Here is a 16,654-nt window from a genome sequence, read left to right as displayed (position 1 = left end):
TCGAGCACATGCGTATGTCAGGGAGCGATGGACTGCCACGGACATCGTTATCAGGAGTGATCCAATGGAGTTGACCACCATGAAGACCCGCACCGAAAAATTCCCGTCCAACTCTCTGCGCGGGCTCAAGCTGGCCGCGCTGGCGCTTGGCAGCAGCCTGGTACTGGCTGGCTGTGCTGGCAACCCGCCGACCGAGCAGTACGCGGTGACCCAGTCTGCCGTGAACTCTGCCGTCAGCGCAGGCGGCACCGAGTTTGCCGCCGTGGAGATGAAAGCGGCGCAGGACAAGTTCAAGCAGGCGGAAATCGCGATGCATGACAAGAAGTACGACGAAGCCAAGCGACTGGCAGAACAGGCCGAATGGGACGCCCGCGTTGCCGAGCGCAAGGCACAGGCAGCCAAGGCCCAGAAAGCCGTGCAGGATGCCCGCCAGGGCGTTCAGGACGTACGTGAGGAAGGCCTGCGCAGCGCCCAGTGAGGCCTGCCCGGTATTCCCCTGCCTTCGTTATCGATCAAAGGATGAACACAATGCGCAATTACGTAATGATCCCTGCCCTGTTGGCTCTGAGCGTCGGTCTGGCTGCATGCTCGCACGACCCGAACGCCAACCTCGAATCGGCCCGCACCAACTTCTCGGCGCTGCAGAGCGATCCGCAGGCGAGCAAGCTGGCAGCCCTCGAGACCAAGGATGCCCAGGACTGGCTGAACAAGGCTGACAAGGCCTACATGGACCGCGAGGACGAGAAGAAGGTTGATCAACTGGCCTACCTGACCAACCAGCGTGTCGAAGTCGCCAAACAGACCATCGCCCTGCGTACCGCAGAAGCCGATATCAAGAATGCTGCGGCGCAACGCGCCCAGGCCAAGCTGGACGCCCGCGACGCGCAGATCAAGAAGCTGCAGGACAGCCTCAACGCCAAGCAGACCGACCGCGGTACGCTGGTGACCTTCGGCGACGTGCTGTTCGACTTCAACAAGGCTGACCTGAAGAGCAGCGCCCTGCCGAACATCACCACCCTGGCCAACTTCCTCCAGGAAAACCCGGAGCGCAAGGTGATCGTCGAGGGCTATACCGACAGCGTCGGTTCGGCCAGCTACAACCAGGGCCTGTCGGAGCGTCGCGCCGAAAGCGTGCGCCGTGCGCTGCTGCGTGCCGGCATCGACCCATCCCGCGTGGTCGCCCAGGGCTATGGCAAGGAGTATCCGGTCGCGGACAACTCCAGCAACTCGGGCCGTGCGCAGAACCGTCGCGTGGAGGTGACCATCTCCAACGACAACCAGCCAGTTCAGCCGCGTTCCACCATGCGCTGATACAGGTTGCCTGAGTGACATGAAAAACCCGCCTTGATGGCGGGTTTTTCATGTCTGGGGAACAGCGATGGATCACTGCACCTGCTGCGGCGTGTCCTGGCCCATGCAGCGGATCGCCCGCTTGCGGTTGTCGACCAGCACGCCCGTCAGGCCCTTCTGCTGGGTGTCGAACAGCACCAGGACACCCTCGACGCACTGCGCCACCTGCGGCGATGGATCGAGAGAAACCCGATAGTCTTCGCCCGGGATCGTCTTGAGCATGGTGTAGTCCTGCAGCAGCAGGGCGTCCTCGGGCTTGGCGAAATGCAGGTAGCCGTAGTACCACAAGGCACCCACCGTCACGATGATGCTGCCGACACCGGTCAGGATCAGCGGGATGGCGTTGCGTTCTTCACTCATTGCTCATTCTTCTCGTCAGGGTAGTTCGGGACTTCCGCCAGTCGGCGCAGGCCGTTGAAGTGGCTGGGGTCGTCGAGGAAGCGCAGCATCACCTGACGCCAGGTCGGGTCGGCGAAGGTCTGCACATGGTCGCCGCGGGTCAACTGCAACACGCGGGGCGGCGGGGCATGCTGGTACAGGCGGATACCGTTGGCCATGGGCACCAATTTGTCATCGATGCTGTGGAAGAACAGCTTGGGCGGGCTGTCCAGGCGTTCGATGGAGTGGATCGCGCTGTCAGCGTCCGGCACCAGCCACGACAGCGGCACCTGAAGCGGCCAGGTCATCCACGACGTGCTCAGGGCGAAACGCCCGACGTCGCGGTAACTCGCCGGCACGCCATCGAAGACCAGCGCACTGAAACGCTGGCGCTGCTCGGGATGGCCGGCCAGGTAATGGATGGCCATCGCACCACCCAGGCTCTGGCCGAGCAGCACCAGCGGCTTGCCCTGCACCTCGGGCGCCTTGCCCAGCCAGTCCAGCGCAGCGTCGATATCCTCGTAGACCGCTGGCAGTGTCGGCGTGCCCTGGGACAGGCCATAGCCGCGGTAATCGATCATCAGTACCTGATAACCCTGCTCGGGCAGCCAGTAACTGCCACCCAGGTGCCAGGCCAGGTTGCCACCATTACCGTGCAGATGCAGCACCGTGCCCTTGACCTCGACGCCCGTCTTGACCGGCAGCCACCAGCCATGCAGGCGAGTGCCATCCTCGGTGGTCAGCGTGACGTCGCGGTATTGCAGGTGCGCTCGCTCGGGGGTGAACGGCTGGCCCGGCTCTGGATAGAACAGCAGGCTGCTGCAACCGGCCAGGCACGTCAGCCCGAGCCCGAACAACAGGGTGCGGCAACGCTTAGAGAATGTTCGCGTAGTCGGCTTCAATGCGATCCAGGCTCAGGTGATTGAGGAAGTTGGAGAAACACATCCAGGCCGACAGCGCGTTGAGGTCGCGGAACTGTTCGGGCAGGTACTTCGGCGGTTCCACCAGGCCCTCCTCGACCAGTTGGCGCAAGGTGCGCATGTCTTCCAGCGTGGTCTTGCCGCAGAACAGCAGCGGAATCTGCTCCAGCTTGCCCTTTCTCACGGCCAACTGAATGTAGTTGTAAACCATGATGAAGCCCTTGAGATAGGACAAGTCCTTGGTAAACGGCAGGCCATTGGGTACCGAACCGCGGAATACCCGGCTGGCATTGCCATAGCTTTCGGCCATCTCGAAGCCTTGGCCACGGAAGAACTCGTATACCTGCAAAAAATCGGCGCCCTGCTCCACCATGTGGATGGCGCGGGTGCGGTTGGTCAGCTTGCGCAAGCGGCTGGGGTAGGAGGCGAAGGCGATCACCTCCATGAGGATGGCCAGGCCCTCCTGGGTCACGGTCGACGAGGGCGGCCCCTTGGCCAGGAAGGTGCAGATGGGCTGGTTCAGGCCGTTGAGCGTTGTGCCCACGTGCACCAGCCCTTCGTGGACTTCCAGCGCGCGTACGTCGCGGCTGTTGAACATGGCATCGGCGCGCACCTTGATGTAGTCGGCACCGGCCGCCGCATCGGCGACGATGCCATCGGACTCGAACACGCGGATGGTTTCTTCTGCCTCGCCGAAGACCTTGTTCAGGCGGCGCTGGAGGATTTCCACCGCCTCCTTGGCCGTGAGGTTTTTCGGCTCGTCCTTCAGGTCACCACGGCCATCGATGTTGTTCAGGTAGTCCGAGAGCATCAGCCCCAGGTCGGCCAGGGTCGGGTCACCCGCGTGGAACGCGTCGGAGGCGGCGCCGTAGAGCTCCTGGGAAATCAGGCCGAAGTCCTCGGTGCCGCGCGCTTCGAGCATGCGCACCACCATGCGGTATTCGCGGCACATGCGCTTCATGATCTGCCCGACCGGGTTGAACTGGCCGAGCTGGCGGATGATGTCGCGCTCGATGGCCTGGAACTCGGCCTTCACCGCGCTCGAGTCGAACGACAGCGGACGGTTCTGGTAGTAGGCACGGTCCACCGCAGGCGGCTCCTTGCCCTTGGCCTTGAAAAAGCCCTGGCGAATGCCGTCGTCCCATTTCACCGCGTCCAGGACCCGGATCGGGGTCTGGGCCGCGACGATACGGTCGGACAATGCGCGGATGGTTTGCTGGTATTCGTCCACCGGGGACTCCTTGTAAGGCCCTATTCGCGGGCAAGCCCGCTCCCACAGGTACGCGGTATCCGCTATTTGCCGGCCCGCTGGAACCGCGCCACCTCGACGAACAGGTCGGAGTTGGCCGGATCGTCGAGGTAGGCCAGCACCCGCTCGGCGGGGCTGTCGATCAGCACACCCGGTCCGTTATCCTCGGGCACCTCGGTGCTGCGTCCGCTCAACTCCTTGTTGTTTACAGCCTGCTGGACCTGCTCGACGTCAAGGTTGTAGACCACCAGTTGCTTGCCGTCGACGACCTCGAAACCGCCAATCAGGAACTTGCCCCCCAGACGCTTGGGCACGCCGGCCGACAGGTACCAGCGGTTGCCATGGCGCGACACACTGAAGGTGTATTCCTCGGCGGCCTTGCCCTGCGTACGGGCCACGGCCTTGTAGGTGTTACCGCCGACGCGGCTGATGGTCAGCTTCAGTGGCTGGCCCCAGGCATCCTTGCTGCTCCATTGGCCCAGCAAGGCCTTGGGGGCCGGCTCATTACTGGCCAGCGGTTCGTCGAAGGTCACCAGACACCCGCCCAGCAGCAGGAACGACAAGGTCAACAACAGCACACGCCAGGCTTTCATCAGGTTCTCCTTGAAAAGATCAGCTGCGCCTCAAACCGCGGCCAGCACCAAGTGCAGGTAACGGGTAAGGATAGCGAGCATCTGCCCATCGGCCTGGGCGTTCGCTTCTTTGAGCAGCCCTTGATATTCCATCTGCTCGATGATGGCCGTCAACACCAGGGCGTCCTGCTCGGGCTGGCGCGAGCCCACCACCTGAAGCATCTGCCGCGCGCCATGCAGCAGGATCTGCTCATGGGCCCGCACCAGTTCGGCCAGCCGGGGGCACAGCAGCGCCTCCTGGCGGAAGGCCTGCTCGGCCATCAGGAAGTCGCGGCGGTTGTACAGCTGGCGGGTCACATAGTCGGCGGTCATGCGCGCCACTTCGTCGGCAAGGCGTGCACGGGACTGAGGGCTGCAGTCGCCCTGGGCCAGCAACTGGCGCAGCACCACTTCGGTGTTGGCCCACAGCTTGGCCATGTAGGCGGCGCTGCGTTCGACGTACTGGGCGAAGGTATCGGTGAGCAGGTCTTCGATATCCTTGAAGTAATAGGTGGTGGCCGACAGCGGCACCTCGGCCTCGGCCGCCACTGCGCGGTGGCGCACACCGCGCACACCGTCGCGCACGACGATGCGCATGGCCGCGTCGAGGATCTGCTGGCGGCGTTGCTCGCTGCCCTGGCGGCTGGTCTTGCGACCCTGGTACTGCACGCTCTCGGCGACGGCGTTGGCTACGCCGGCGGCGCCTTGCTGGGCGTTTGCGGGGGGCACGGTAGGGACCTCGGTGTCTGTCTGGGGGATGTTCATTGTCTGTACCGGCCCTATCGCGGGGCAAGTCGGATCGCCGCACCGCCGCTCCTACAGGTACAGCGCCGCGCCTGCAGGAGCGGCGGTGCGGCGATCCGACTTGCCCCGCGATAGGGCCGGTACAGAGACTACACAGCCAGGCAAGAAAAAGCCGCCCCGAGAGGCGGCTTTTTCAAATCACTCAAGCCTGCGGACGCATGTGCGGGAACAGGATCACATCGCGAATCGACGGCGAGTTGGTCAACAGCATCACCAGACGGTCGATACCGATACCTTCACCTGCCGTAGGCGGCATGCCGTACTCCAGGGCACGCACGAAGTCGGCATCGTAGTGCATGGCTTCGTCGTCACCGGCGTCCTTCTCGGCGACCTGTGCCAGGAAGCGCTCGGCCTGGTCTTCGGCATCGTTGAGCTCGGAGTAGGCGTTGGCGATTTCGCGGCCACCGATGAACAGCTCGAAGCGGTCGGTCACGGCCGGATTGTCATCGTTGCGACGGGCCAGCGGCGACACTTCGAACGGATACTCGGTAATGAAGTGCGGCTGCTCCAGCTTGTGCTCGACCAGCTCTTCGAAAATCATCACCTGCAGCTTGCCCAGACCTTCGTGGCCCAGCACCTTGGCGCCAGCCTTCTTGGCGATGGCGCGGGCCTTGTCGACGTCCTGCAGGTCGGCGGCGGTCAGCTCCGGATTGTACTTGAGGATCGAATCGAACACCGACAGGCGCGCGAATGGCTCGCCGAAGTGGAATACCTTGTCGCCGTACGGCACGTCGGTAGTACCCAGTACCAGCTGCGCCAGCTCGCGGAACAGCTCTTCGGTGAGGTCCATGTTGTCACGATAGTCGGCGTAGGCCTGGTAGAACTCGAGCATGGTGAACTCGGGGTTGTGCCGGGTCGAAACGCCTTCGTTACGGAAGTTGCGGTTGATCTCGAACACTTTCTCGAAGCCACCAACGACAAGGCGCTTGAGGTACAGCTCCGGCGCGATGCGCAGGAACATGGCCATGTCCAGAGCGTTGTGGTGGGTTTCGAACGGCTTGGCCGCAGCGCCGCCAGGGATGGTCTGCAGCATCGGCGTCTCGACTTCGAGGAAGTCGCGCTCGATCAGGAATTTGCGGATATGCGAGATCACCTGCGAACGCACACGGAAGGTGTGGCGGGTTTCCTCGTTGACCATCAGGTCGACGTAGCGCTGGCGGTAGCGCTGCTCGGTGTCGGTCAGGCCATGGTGCTTGTCTGGCAGCGGGCGCAGCGACTTGGTCAGCAGGCGCACGTCGGTCATCTCGACGTACAGGTCGCCCTTGCCCGAGCGAGCCAGGGTACCTTCGGCGCTGATGATGTCACCCAGGTCCCAGGTCTTGACCGCGGCGAGGGTTTCTTCGGGCAGGGTCTTGCGGTTGACGTAGACCTGGATGCGCCCGGTCATGTCCTGGATCACCATGAACGAGCCACGGTTGAGCATGATGCGACCGGCAACCTTGACCGGGATCGCGGCTGCTTCCAGCTCTTCCTTGGTCTTGTCCGCGTATTGCTTCTGCAGGTCGTTGCAGTAGCTGTCGCGACGGAAGTCGTTGGGGAAGGCGTTGCCCTTGGCACGCTCGGCAGCAAGTTTTTCCTTGCGCAGGGCGATCAGGGTGTTTTCTTCCTGTTGCAGGTCTTGCGATTCGGTCTTGAGGTCGCTCATGTCGTCATTGTTTCCATCAGGTATTCGGTGCCCCTGTCGGGCAGGGCACGCGATACGGGCCCATGGCCTCGTATCGCGGCAGTGGTGTGCGGTTTACAGCCCCTGCTTGAGGCTGGCTTCCAGGTACTGGTCGAGGTCGCCGTCAAGGACCTTCTGGCAGTCGCTGCGCTCGACACCGGTACGCAGGTCCTTGATGCGCGAGTCATCGAGCACGTAGGAGCGGATCTGGTGACCCCAGCCGATATCCGACTTGCTGTCTTCCAGCGCCTGCGAGGCGGCGTTGCGCTTCTGCATTTCCAGCTCGTACAACTTGGCCCGCAGCATTTTCATGGCGGTATCCTTGTTGGCGTGCTGGGAGCGTTCGTTCTGGCACGCCACCACGGTGTTGGTCGGCACGTGGGTGATACGCACCGCCGAGTCGGTGGTGTTGACGTGCTGGCCGCCGGCGCCGGAGGAGCGGTAGGTGTCGATGCGCAGGTCGGACGGGTTGATCTCGATCTCGACCTTGTCGTCGATCTCGGGCGAGACGAACACCGCAGAGAACGAGGTGTGGCGACGGGCACCGGAGTCGAACGGGCTCTTGCGCACCAGGCGGTGCACGCCGATCTCGGTGCGCAGCCAGCCGAAGGCGTACTCGCCCTTGATGTGCACGGTGGCGCCCTTGATGCCGGCGACTTCACCTTCGGACAGCTCGATGATGGTGGCGTCGAAACCGCGCTTGTCGGCCCAGCGCAGGTACATGCGCAGCAGGATGTTGGCCCAGTCCTGCGCTTCAGTGCCACCGGAGCCGGCCTGGATGTCCAGGTAGGCGTTGTTCATGTCCATCTCGCCGCTGAACATGCGACGGAACTCGAGCTGGGCGAGGTTTTCTTCCAGGCCTTCCAGTTCGGTCACGACGTCGCCGACGGCACCTTCGTCACCCTCCTCGACCGCCATGTCGAGCAGGTCCTGGCAGTCAGCCAGGCCGTTGGACAGCTTGTCGAGGGTCTCGACCACCTGCGCCAGCATGGCACGTTCGCGGCCCAGGGCCTGAGCGTACTCGGGCTTGTTCCAGACGTTGGGGTCTTCCAGCTCGCGGTTGACTTCGATCAGACGATCAGCTTTGTGATCGTAGTCAAAGATACCCCCGAATGGACTGGGAGCGTTCGGTGAGGTCCTTGATGGTGTTCAGGATCGGTTGGATTTCCATGGCTCTGGCTACTCGCACGAATTCGGTGAAAAGCCCGCGAGTATAACCCAGCCTGGCGCAGGACGGCAGACCCACTGGGCAGCCCTTTCGGGTGAAACGCCTGGCAATTACCACCTGCAGAGTAGCGCCCCACACGCTGCCCGCCCCTGAATCAGCAGATGCAAGCGAGACAACGACAATCAAAAAATGACGTAACGACACCCCTCGGCGCAACTTCATGGTAGTTGTACGATCACGAAAATCGAGACGCCATGAAGGTTACTATCCAACCAAAGAGGGATAGCCGTCATGAATAACGCGCCGATCAATTTTTCAAGATGCCCCTCTCTCCACAGTGCCTGGCCCCACGGCGTACCTGACATTTTTGCCAGTTCTCATGAACGATGGATACAGCGAAAATCACGGTTACCTAAACACCGTCAGGAGTTGACCGACGATGCGTAAATATGACCTCGCACTACTCCTTGCAACGCTGTCCTGCCCGCTGACGATTGCAGCACAGCCAACATCCGCTGCGGCCTCCGATACACCCCCCGTTGCCCTCCAGGGTATCGGTCATGCAACGTTGATCGATCTGGGCGTTCTCAAGGGTGCCGACTTGTCCGTTCAGGTTAATGCTCCGGGGGCCCAGCAGGGCGACGCCATCCAATTGCGCTGGCGCGGCAGTCGACAGGGATGGGTCAGCACATGGCAACCTGCCAATGGGCCTTCGCCGATCGACTTCACTGTCCCGCACTCAGTCATCAAGGCAGAAGCGGGAATGAACGCGGTGCTGAGTGCGCACATCAAGACATTGGCAAACCACGAGTACCCCCTCCCCGCCTTGCGCGTGGCGATCGCGCCGGCCCTTGGCGGTCAGCAGGTAGCGGAACGTCTGAATGCCCGCTTTCTCGACACACGGGATGTCTGCGACGAGGGGCGACCAGCTTATTACTGCGACGGTTTGATGCTCAGATCCATCGGTGACGGAGATTTCTTCCCGTGGAACCCCAGCGAAAGGGCAGACCGACTTGGCATGGTCTCGTTTTCCTGGCTACGCCGAGGCACACGCGTAACCAGTTTGCACGGGAGCAGTGGAATCGTATTCCTGCCACAACAAGAGGCGATCGACCAGGGATATGCCATGCGCTATCTCTGTGTCTACGCCTACGATGCCTGGACCGCCTCCGAGGGGCGCCCCGACCAAGGCTGCGGCATTCAACCCGGCGCGATGACGGCCGAAGCAGACCTGAGCTCGTGCCAGGGACAACACGCGTCCACGATCGAGAGCTGGTACGCATTTACCGCGAAGCTAAGCCATCCGAAGTTCCAGTGCTCGCTCAGCACGCACGATGCCGAACAATTCGCAGTGGCTTATAAAGTGCGCGACCAGCGCCCCGTGAACATGCCGAATACGCACAACGAGGTCTTACTGGAGGCATGGCCCCAGAACATTCCACGACAGTTACCCATGGAAGCGTTCTTCTACACGAACAACAACGGGCGCGTCGCGGCCATGAACTTCCAGCGCAAGTACAAGCAGGCAACCAATGCCTGGTTGCCCGTCATCAAACTCGACCTGAGCAAACTTCCCAGTCGGGCCCCCTTGAGCTACTCCACCACCGACCAGGCAGTCCTACCTTGAGGGCCGAGTGAGTAGCGCCGCACTCAACACCCACCCTGCGCTCACATCCTCAGCGTAGACGCACACTACCTAGCCCAGTCGACCTTCCGCGAGGAGGCTCAAGCGATCCCAACCTGGTTACGCCCACTGTGCTTGGCCTGGTAGAGCCCCTTGTCCGCCGCCGAGATCAACTGCCGGCAATGGCTGCCGATGCTTGGCGTCTGGGTTGCAAGGCCAATGCTCACGGTCAGGCGCGAGTCGGCCTGTGGCGCGGTGTGCGGGATATTCAGCGCATGCACGGTCTGGCGCAGCTTCTCGGCGACCAGCCGGGCACCGCCCGGCGACGTGTTGGGCAGCACCAGGGCGAACTCCTCGCCGCCGTAACGCGCCGGCAGATCGCTGGGGCGCGAGCAGGAGCCGCGAATGGCCTCGGCCACCTGGCGCAGGGCCTCATCGCCGGCCAGATGGCCGAAGCTGTCGTTGTAGGCCTTGAAGTAGTCGACATCGATCATCAGCAGCGACAGCTGCTGCTGCTCGCGCATGGCGCGGCGCCACTCCAGTTCCAGGTACTCGTCGAAGTGGCGGCGGTTGGACAACCCGGTCAGGCCATCGGAGTTCATCAACCGCTGCAGCATCAGGTTGGTGTCGAGCAGCTGCTGCTGGCTGACACGCAAGGCGCGATAAGCCTCGTCACGCTGCAGCAGGGTGAGGTAGGAGCGCGAGTGATAGCGGATACGCGCCACCAGCTCGATGGTGTCCGGCAGCTTGACCAGGTAGTCGTTGGCCCCGGCGGCGAAGGCCGCACTCTTGACCAGCGGGTCCTCCTTGGTCGACAGGACGATGATCGGGATATCCTGGGTCGCCGGGTTGTTGCGGTACTCGCGCACCAGCGTCAGACCGTCCAGGCCCGGCATGATCAGGTCCTGGAGGATCACCGTCGGCTTGATGCGCATGGCCTGGGCTACCGCCTGGTGTGGATCGGCACAGAAGTGGAAGTCGATGTTTTCCTCGTGGGACAGCCCACGACGCACCGCCTCGCCGATCATCGCCTGGTCGTCGACCAGCAGGACCATCGCGGCGCTTTCGTTGATCGTCGTGAAACCATCGATCGGTAGGTCATTCATCCCTATTCACCAGGTCACTACCGGCCAGGCGGCGTGACTCAATACATATCGTCATTTCGGAAAGATTTCCACAAGTCGCCCGGCAATTCGCTCCAGCGGTCGTATCTCGACCGCCGCCTGGATCGCTGCGGCGGCCTTGGGCATGCCATACACCGCACTGCTTTGCTGGTCCTGGGCGATGGTCAGGAAGCCCTGCTCGCGCATCAACTTCAGGCCCTGCGCGCCATCGCGGCCCATGCCGGTGAGCAGCACGCCCACCGCATCGCTGCGCCAGAAGCGCGCCACGCTCTCGAAGAACACGTCGATCGAGGGGCGGTAGATTTCGTTGACCGGCTCGGCGGTATACGCCAGCTGGCCATTCTGCAACAGCCGGATGTGGTGGTTGGTACCTGCCAGCAACACCTGCCCCGGCTGCGGTGGTTCACCCTCGCGGGCCAGGCGTACCGGTAGCCCGGACACACCGCTCAGCCATTCGGCCATACCGGCGGCGAACACCTGATCGACATGCTGGACCAGCACGATGGCCGCCGGAAAATCCCGTGGCAGTCCCTTGAGCAACACTTCCAGCGCAGCCGGGCCGCCTGCCGACGAACCGATGGCCACCAGGCCGCAGCGAAGCACTGGGTTACGCACCGGCGCCGCCACGGTGCGCGCCGCGCTGGAGCGCTGCTGGCCGATCAACCAGCCGATGTTGAGGATCTTGCGCAGCAACGGTGCCGCCGCCTCCCGGGCATCGCCCGCGCCCAGTGCCGGCGTGTCGACCACATCGAGGGCGCCGTAGCCCATGGCCTCGAACACCCGGTGCACATTCTGCTTGCGATCCACCGTGACGATGACGATGGCGCAAGGGGTTTCGGCCATGATCCGACGGGTCGCCTCCACGCCATCCATCACCGGCATGATCAGGTCCATGAGGATCAGGTCCGGCGTCTGCTCGGCACACTTGTGCACGGCCTCGGCACCATCGCCGGCCACCCAGATCACTTCGTGCGCAGGCTCGAAGGCCAGCGCACGGCGCAAGGCTTCGACAGCCATGGGCATGTCATTGACGATGGCGATCCTCATCCCTGGGCTCCTCCAATCAACTCCTCCACCGCATCCAGCAACGCATCGTCATGGAAGCTGGCCTTGGCCAAATAATAGTCGGCACCGGCATCCAGTCCACGTCGGCGGTCCTCTTCCCGGTCCTTGTAAGACACCACCATCACCGGCAACGTTTGCAGGCGATTGTCGCGACGCACCAGGGTGACCAGCTCGATACCGTCCATGCGCGGCATGTCGATGTCGGTGATCAGCAGGTCGAAGTCTTCGCTGCGCAGGGCGTTCCAGCCATCCATGCCATCGACCGCCACCGCTACGTCGTAGCCCCGCGTACCCAGCAGCTTGCGCTGGAGCTCGCGTACCGTCAGCGAGTCGTCGACCACAAGGATGCGCTTGCGCGCCACTCCCCGGCCCGCCCGTGCCCCGCGATCGATACGCTCCAGGCGCCCGGTGCTCAGCAGCTTGTCCACCGAGCGCAAGAGGTCTTCGACATCGATGATCAGCACCACCGAGCCATCGTCGAGCAAGGCGCCGGAGGAAATGTCCTGGACCTTGCCCAGACGCGGGTCGAGCGGCATCACCACCAGCACGCGCTCGCCGATCAGGCGCTCCACGGCCACACCGTACAGTTGCTCGCGCTCGCGGATGACCACCACGCGCAGATTGTCCGCCTCCTCCTGCGCCGCCGGACGGTTGAGCAACTGGCTTGCGGCGACCAGGCCGATATGGCGGTCTTCGTGCCAGAAGTGCTGGCGACCTTCGATCTGCACGATGGCCTCGGCCGGTACATCGAGAGTGCGTTCGATATGCGCCAACGGGAAGGCGTAGGCCTCGCCACCGACCTCGACCACCAGGCTGCGCACCACCGACAGCGTCAGCGGTACCTCCAGGTGGAAGCAGCAGCCCTGCCCCGCCACCTGAGTGAGCTCGATTGACCCGCGCAGTTCGCGCACCATGTGCTGCACCGCGTCCAGGCCGACGCCTCGTCCAGACACCTCGGTGACCTGGTCACGCAGGCTGAAACCGGGCAGGAACAGGAAGGTCAGCAGCTCGGCCTCGCTCATCTGCGCCACGGTCTCGGCGGGCGACAGTGCCCGATCGACGATGCTGCGGCGCAGGCGCTCAAGGTCGATGCCCGCACCGTCGTCGCTCAGTTCGAGAATCAGCAACCCGGCCTGGTGCGATGCGCGCAGGCGCAGCGTGCCGTCACTGGGCTTGCCCGCCAACAGGCGTCGCTCGGGCTGCTCGATGCCATGGTCGACAGCATTGCGCAGCAAGTGCGTGAGCGGCGCCTCGAGTTTTTCCAGCACATCACGGTCGACCTGGGTCTTCTCGCCCTCGATCAGCAGCCGCACCTGTTTGCCCAGGGAGCGCCCAAGGTCGCGCACCATGCGGCTCTGCCCGGCCAGCACATCGGCGAAGGGACGCATCCGGCAGGCCAGCGCAGTGTCGTACAGCAACTGCGCGCGCTGGCTCGCCTGCCAGCCGAACTCGTCGAGGTCGGCAGCCTGCTGCTGGAGGATCTGTTGGGTTTCGGCGAGCAAGCGCTGGGTCTGGGCCAGGGCATCGAGCACTTCGGCGCTCTGCCCGCTGCCCTCGAGCTGGCTCTTGAGCCCGTCGAGGGCGCGCATGCCTTGGCCATGCATGCGTTTGAGGCGCTGCAGGCTGGCGAGATAGGGCTTGAGCCGCTGGGTTTCCACCAGCGACTTGCTCGACAGGTCGAGCAGGCTGTTCAGGCGGTCGGCGGTGACCCGCAGCACGCGCTCCGCGCCCTCGCCTGCGCGCTTGCCGCCCCTGGCTGCGGGCGCAGGCTCCACTTCCGCCTCGGGCTCGACAGGCGTCGTCGGCACCTCGGGCGGCATCGCCAGCGGCGAAGGCGTGGCCGCAGCGCCGGCAGCATCCGGCGCGGGTGCCGAAGAAGGGTCGAGCAACATGGCCATCTGCACCAGGAACGCCGGCACCGCCGTTTCGGCCTGGGTATCCCCGGGTGTTGCAATGCGCATCAGCAGGTCAGTGCCCTGCAACAAGGCATCGATGTGCTCAGGGCGCAGCAACAGGCGGCGCTCCTGGGCCGCGACCAGGCAATCCTCCATGACATGAGCGACGCTGACGCCGGCATCGATGCCGACGATACGCGCGGCGCCCTTGAGGGAGTGCGCTGCGCGCATGCAGGCTTCCAGCTGGTCGACCTGGGCCGGATTGCGCTCGAGGGCCAACAGCCCGGCACTGAGCACTTGGGTCTGGGCCTCGGCCTCAAGGCTGAACAGTTCGAGCAACGATGCGTCGCGCATTTGCTCCGGGGTCATGACAGGCTCCGCTTCACGGCAGACAGGAGGTGTTGGTCATCGAGTACGCGCACACTGCGGCCACGCCATTGCAATACCGCCAGCGTGAAGTGGGCCGCGTCGTGCTCCTCGTGCAGGCGCGAAGTGTCCAGCCGATGGATGCCGTCGATCTCGTCGACCGGCAATACCACCGGGCCACCTTCGGCAGCCAGGATCAACATCCGTGGCATCACCCGGCCGCTACGCTCCTGTGTCGGCGCCAGCTCCATGCCCAACAGGTCGGCGAACGACAGGCACGGCACCAGCGCACCTCGCACGTTGGCGACCCCCTGCAACATCCGCGAACGCTGGTGCGGCAGCGAGTGAACGGCCTGCAGCGGCGCGATCTCCGCCAGGCAGGCCGTGGCCAGCGCCAGCCACTCCTCCCCCAGCCTGAACAGCAGCATGGAACGGCCGACAGTGCCCTGTTCCACCTGCACGGTCTCGACATGCTCGTCCTGCAACAAGGTGTAGCGGTCGAGCAGGCGGGTAGCCGCCGCTGCATACACTTCGCAATTGCGGCAGTGGATGTGCCGGTCCAGCAGGGGACATTGCTTGTCGCCATGGACACCGATGCGATTCCAGCAGTCGTCGATGTCTTCATGGCCCCGGGCGATCAGGTCCATCGAGTAGGCATCACTCATCGTTCAGACTCCCTGCCCGCCCGCGCCGCCCGCTCCTGCAGGCGCCGTGCCCCTGTGACATCCCCCTGGGATGCCAACAGCGTGGCCAGGTGCAGCAGCGCCTCGGTGTGCTGGGGCTCGAGGTACAGGGCCTTGCGGTAATGCTTGAATGCTTCGCCGGCATCGCCCTGGGTATCGCTGAGCAGCCCCAGCCAGTAGTAGACCTGCGCCTTCGGCTCAAACAGACGCAAGTAGCGCTCGCAACTGGCGCGGGCCTGCTCGCTGGCACCGGCATTGGCCTGGCGGGCGATGGCTGCGAGCAACTCGCTTTCGTTCTCGTTCACGGTCGCCAACGCAACCGGCCTGGCGGGCGGGCGGGGAGCACGGGCAAAGGGTGGTGCCGCCACGGGCATGGCGACTGGACGCGGCGAAGCCACCGGCGCGATGGCGGGCCGTGCCGACGGCACCGGGTTGACCGGCGGCTGTACGCCAAGCTGATCCTGACGCACGTAGGCGAACGACTGCGCGATGCCGATCGGCCGCATGCCCAGGCGCGCCAGCAAACTGCCCTCGGCCGGGCCGATGAACAGCACGCCATCGTCGTGGAGCAGCTGTTTCAGCACCTCGAAAACCCGCTGCTGGGTAGGTACGTCGAAATAGATCAGCAGGTTGCGGCAAAAGACAAAGTCATAGACTCCCTTGCGGCTGCGCAAGGCGGGATCGAGCACATTGCCAGGCTCCAGGCTGACCTGCTGGCGCACGCGCTCATGCAACCGGTAACTGTCATCGGTGCAGTCGAAGTGCCGCTCACGGAATGCCAGTTCACTGCCACGAAACGAGTTGCGTCCATACACGGCCTGCTCGGCACGGGCGAGGGAGCTGGGGCTGATGTCCATGGCATCGATGCGCACGGCCGATGGAGACAGACCCGCATCGAGCAGCGCCATGGAAATCGAATAGGGCTCCTCGCCGGTCGAGCACGGCAGGCTGAGGATACGCAGTGGTCGTGATCCGGCCAGCTCGACCAGGCGTTTTTGCGCCAGCCCAGCCAATGCCGTGAACGATTCGGGATAACGGAAGAACCAGGTTTCAGGGACGATCACCGCTTCGATCAATGCCTGCTGCTCGCCGGGCGATTGCTGCAGGCGCAGCCAGTAGTCGTCGAGGTCACGCGCGGCAAGTACCACGCACCGCTGGCGCAGGGCCCGCTCGACCATCGGCGCGCCCACCGAGTCCACATCCAGGCCGATGCGCTCCTGCAGAAAGCGGAAGAAGCGTTTTTCGATCATCCTGCCACCTGCGCGGATTGATCCGGGAACAACAGCAGGCGTACGGCATCGCTCAACAGGTCGTCGACCTGGATGCGCTGCAACAACCCTTGTGCATCCTGTCGCACAGGCCCCAGGTAACGCGCCTCGCTATTGTCCAGCCCATAGGGCTGGAACTCGTCGGGTTGGCAACGCACGGTGTTGGTCGCCTGTTCGAGCACCAGCCCCAGTTGCAGGCCATTGCCATAACGCACCAGTACCAGGCGCGTGCTGGTGCGCTGCGGCGCAGGCGCGCCGAAGGTAAGGGACGACAGGTCGATGACCGGTACCAGCGCGCCGCGATGCCCGAGGATCCCGGCGACCCAGACGGGCGCCTGGGCGATGGGCTTGAGCGGGCGCAGCGGCAGCACCTCTATCACTTCGCGCACATCCAGGGCAAAGCGCTGTTCGCCAATATGGAACAGCAGGTACAACACGCCCTTGGCTTCGGCCTGCCGCTGATCACGCGGTTGCAGATCGTTCATC

At 63.9% G+C, this 16,654-nt stretch carries 16 protein-coding genes; 3 read left to right on the top strand and 13 right to left on the bottom strand.

What is annotated here, in order from left to right; genetic code table 11:
* Positions 1–64 precede the first annotated feature (64 nt).
* Together AB688_RS08185 and AB688_RS08180 are read left to right on the top strand one after the other, a co-directional pair.
* Complete coding sequence (locus AB688_RS08185) at positions 65–478, top strand: DUF4398 domain-containing protein (RefSeq protein ID WP_054895063.1); 414 nt, start codon at positions 65–67, stop codon at positions 476–478.
* 50 nt (positions 479–528) lie between these two features.
* On the top strand, positions 529–1,311 hold the full coding sequence (locus tag AB688_RS08180) for an OmpA family protein (protein WP_054895064.1): 783 nt from the start codon (positions 529–531) through the stop codon (positions 1,309–1,311).
* Between the two features lie 72 nt (positions 1,312–1,383).
* On the opposite strand, the gene AB688_RS08175 is transcribed toward AB688_RS08180, so the two are convergent.
* The 7 genes from AB688_RS08175 to prfB form a co-directional block, all read right to left on the bottom strand.
* Positions 1,384–1,710, bottom strand: a complete 327-nt coding sequence (locus AB688_RS08175) for a hypothetical protein (RefSeq protein WP_063543336.1) — start codon at positions 1,708–1,710, stop codon at positions 1,384–1,386.
* A complete protein-coding gene (locus AB688_RS08170; RefSeq protein WP_063543334.1) occupies positions 1,707–2,630 on the bottom strand; it encodes an alpha/beta hydrolase in 924 nt (307 codons plus the stop codon). The genes AB688_RS08175 and AB688_RS08170 overlap by 4 nt, the downstream gene beginning before the upstream one ends.
* Complete coding sequence (locus tag AB688_RS08165; protein WP_054895067.1) at positions 2,602–3,879, bottom strand: flavohemoglobin expression-modulating QEGLA motif protein; 1,278 nt, start codon at positions 3,877–3,879, stop codon at positions 2,602–2,604. The genes AB688_RS08170 and AB688_RS08165 overlap by 29 nt, the downstream gene beginning before the upstream one ends.
* 62 nt (positions 3,880–3,941) lie before the next feature.
* Positions 3,942–4,490, bottom strand: a complete 549-nt coding sequence (locus tag AB688_RS08160; RefSeq protein WP_054895068.1) for a hypothetical protein — start codon at positions 4,488–4,490, stop codon at positions 3,942–3,944.
* Between the two features lie 30 nt (positions 4,491–4,520).
* A complete protein-coding gene (locus AB688_RS08155; RefSeq protein WP_063543332.1) occupies positions 4,521–5,273 on the bottom strand; it encodes a TetR/AcrR family transcriptional regulator in 753 nt (250 codons plus the stop codon).
* 181 nt (positions 5,274–5,454) lie between these two features.
* On the bottom strand, positions 5,455–6,957 hold the full coding sequence (lysS, locus tag AB688_RS08150; RefSeq protein WP_054895070.1) for a lysine--tRNA ligase: 1,503 nt from the start codon (positions 6,955–6,957) through the stop codon (positions 5,455–5,457).
* 93 nt (positions 6,958–7,050) lie between these two features.
* Positions 7,051–8,146 (bottom strand): peptide chain release factor 2 gene (prfB, locus tag AB688_RS26735; protein WP_112897576.1). Its coding sequence is split into 2 segments (ribosomal slippage): positions 7,051–8,073 and positions 8,075–8,146, totalling 1,095 coding nucleotides; the frame shifts between segments, so codons are not numbered across the junction.
* Positions 8,147–8,582: 436 nt separating this feature from the next.
* Here prfB and AB688_RS08140 point away from each other — a divergent pair.
* On the top strand, positions 8,583–9,770 hold the full coding sequence (locus AB688_RS08140) for a hypothetical protein (protein WP_063543330.1): 1,188 nt from the start codon (positions 8,583–8,585) through the stop codon (positions 9,768–9,770).
* Positions 9,771–9,868: 98 nt separating this feature from the next.
* On the opposite strand, the gene AB688_RS08135 is transcribed toward AB688_RS08140, so the two are convergent.
* The 6 genes from AB688_RS08135 to AB688_RS08110 are packed head-to-tail and all read right to left on the bottom strand — an operon-like array spanning position 9,869 to position 16,653.
* On the bottom strand, positions 9,869–10,873 hold the full coding sequence (locus AB688_RS08135; protein ID WP_063543328.1) for a response regulator: 1,005 nt from the start codon (positions 10,871–10,873) through the stop codon (positions 9,869–9,871).
* 51 nt (positions 10,874–10,924) lie between these two features.
* Positions 10,925–11,938 (bottom strand): chemotaxis response regulator protein-glutamate methylesterase, encoded by a 1,014-nt coding sequence (locus AB688_RS08130; protein ID WP_063543326.1) that lies wholly within the window; start codon positions 11,936–11,938, stop codon positions 10,925–10,927.
* The gene (locus tag AB688_RS08125; protein WP_063543324.1) at positions 11,935–14,220 is read right to left on the bottom strand and encodes a hybrid sensor histidine kinase/response regulator; all 2,286 of its coding nucleotides are present in this window, start codon (positions 14,218–14,220) and stop codon (positions 11,935–11,937) included. Before AB688_RS08125 ends, AB688_RS08130 begins: the two co-directional genes overlap by 4 nt.
* A complete protein-coding gene (locus tag AB688_RS08120) occupies positions 14,217–14,882 on the bottom strand; it encodes a chemotaxis protein CheW (protein ID WP_063543322.1) in 666 nt (221 codons plus the stop codon). Before AB688_RS08120 ends, AB688_RS08125 begins: the two co-directional genes overlap by 4 nt.
* Positions 14,879–16,150, bottom strand: a complete 1,272-nt coding sequence (locus AB688_RS08115) for a CheR family methyltransferase (protein ID WP_063543320.1) — start codon at positions 16,148–16,150, stop codon at positions 14,879–14,881. Before AB688_RS08115 ends, AB688_RS08120 begins: the two co-directional genes overlap by 4 nt.
* Entirely contained in the window at positions 16,147–16,653 is a 507-nt protein-coding gene (locus AB688_RS08110; protein WP_063543318.1) for a chemotaxis protein CheW, read from the bottom strand. Before AB688_RS08110 ends, AB688_RS08115 begins: the two co-directional genes overlap by 4 nt.
* Between the last annotated feature and the right edge of the window lies 1 nt (position 16,654).

Source organism: Pseudomonas putida (assembly GCF_001636055.1).
GTDB classification, from domain to species: Bacteria; Pseudomonadota; Gammaproteobacteria; order Pseudomonadales; family Pseudomonadaceae; genus Aquipseudomonas; species Aquipseudomonas machongensis.
Note: the sequence above shows the minus strand (reverse complement) of the source record. Positions and strands in the feature narration are given on the sequence as shown.

Bases quoted from the DNA above. Each gene is read 5' to 3' on its own strand.
- AB688_RS08140 (WP_063543330.1), top strand. From the start codon at position 8,583: ATGCGTAAATATGACCTCGCACTACTCCTTGCAACGCTGTCCTGCCCG.
- AB688_RS08185 (WP_054895063.1), top strand. From the start codon at position 65: ATGGAGTTGACCACCATGAAGACCCGCACCGAAAAATTCCCGTCCAAC.
- AB688_RS08135 (WP_063543328.1), bottom strand. From the start codon at position 10,873: ATGAATGACCTACCGATCGATGGTTTCACGACGATCAACGAAAGCGCC.
- AB688_RS08130 (WP_063543326.1), bottom strand. From the start codon at position 11,938: ATGAGGATCGCCATCGTCAATGACATGCCCATGGCTGTCGAAGCCTTG.
- AB688_RS08115 (WP_063543320.1), bottom strand. From the start codon at position 16,150: ATGATCGAAAAACGCTTCTTCCGCTTTCTGCAGGAGCGCATCGGCCTG.
- AB688_RS08160 (WP_054895068.1), bottom strand. From the start codon at position 4,490: ATGAAAGCCTGGCGTGTGCTGTTGTTGACCTTGTCGTTCCTGCTGCTG.
- AB688_RS08120 (WP_063543322.1), bottom strand. From the start codon at position 14,882: ATGAGTGATGCCTACTCGATGGACCTGATCGCCCGGGGCCATGAAGAC.
- AB688_RS08110 (WP_063543318.1), bottom strand. From the start codon at position 16,653: ATGAACGATCTGCAACCGCGTGATCAGCGGCAGGCCGAAGCCAAGGGC.
- lysS (WP_054895070.1), bottom strand. From the start codon at position 6,957: ATGAGCGACCTCAAGACCGAATCGCAAGACCTGCAACAGGAAGAAAAC.
- AB688_RS08155 (WP_063543332.1), bottom strand. From the start codon at position 5,273: ATGAACATCCCCCAGACAGACACCGAGGTCCCTACCGTGCCCCCCGCA.
- AB688_RS08125 (WP_063543324.1), bottom strand. From the start codon at position 14,220: ATGACCCCGGAGCAAATGCGCGACGCATCGTTGCTCGAACTGTTCAGC.
- AB688_RS08180 (WP_054895064.1), top strand. From the start codon at position 529: ATGCGCAATTACGTAATGATCCCTGCCCTGTTGGCTCTGAGCGTCGGT.
- AB688_RS08175 (WP_063543336.1), bottom strand. From the start codon at position 1,710: ATGAGTGAAGAACGCAACGCCATCCCGCTGATCCTGACCGGTGTCGGC.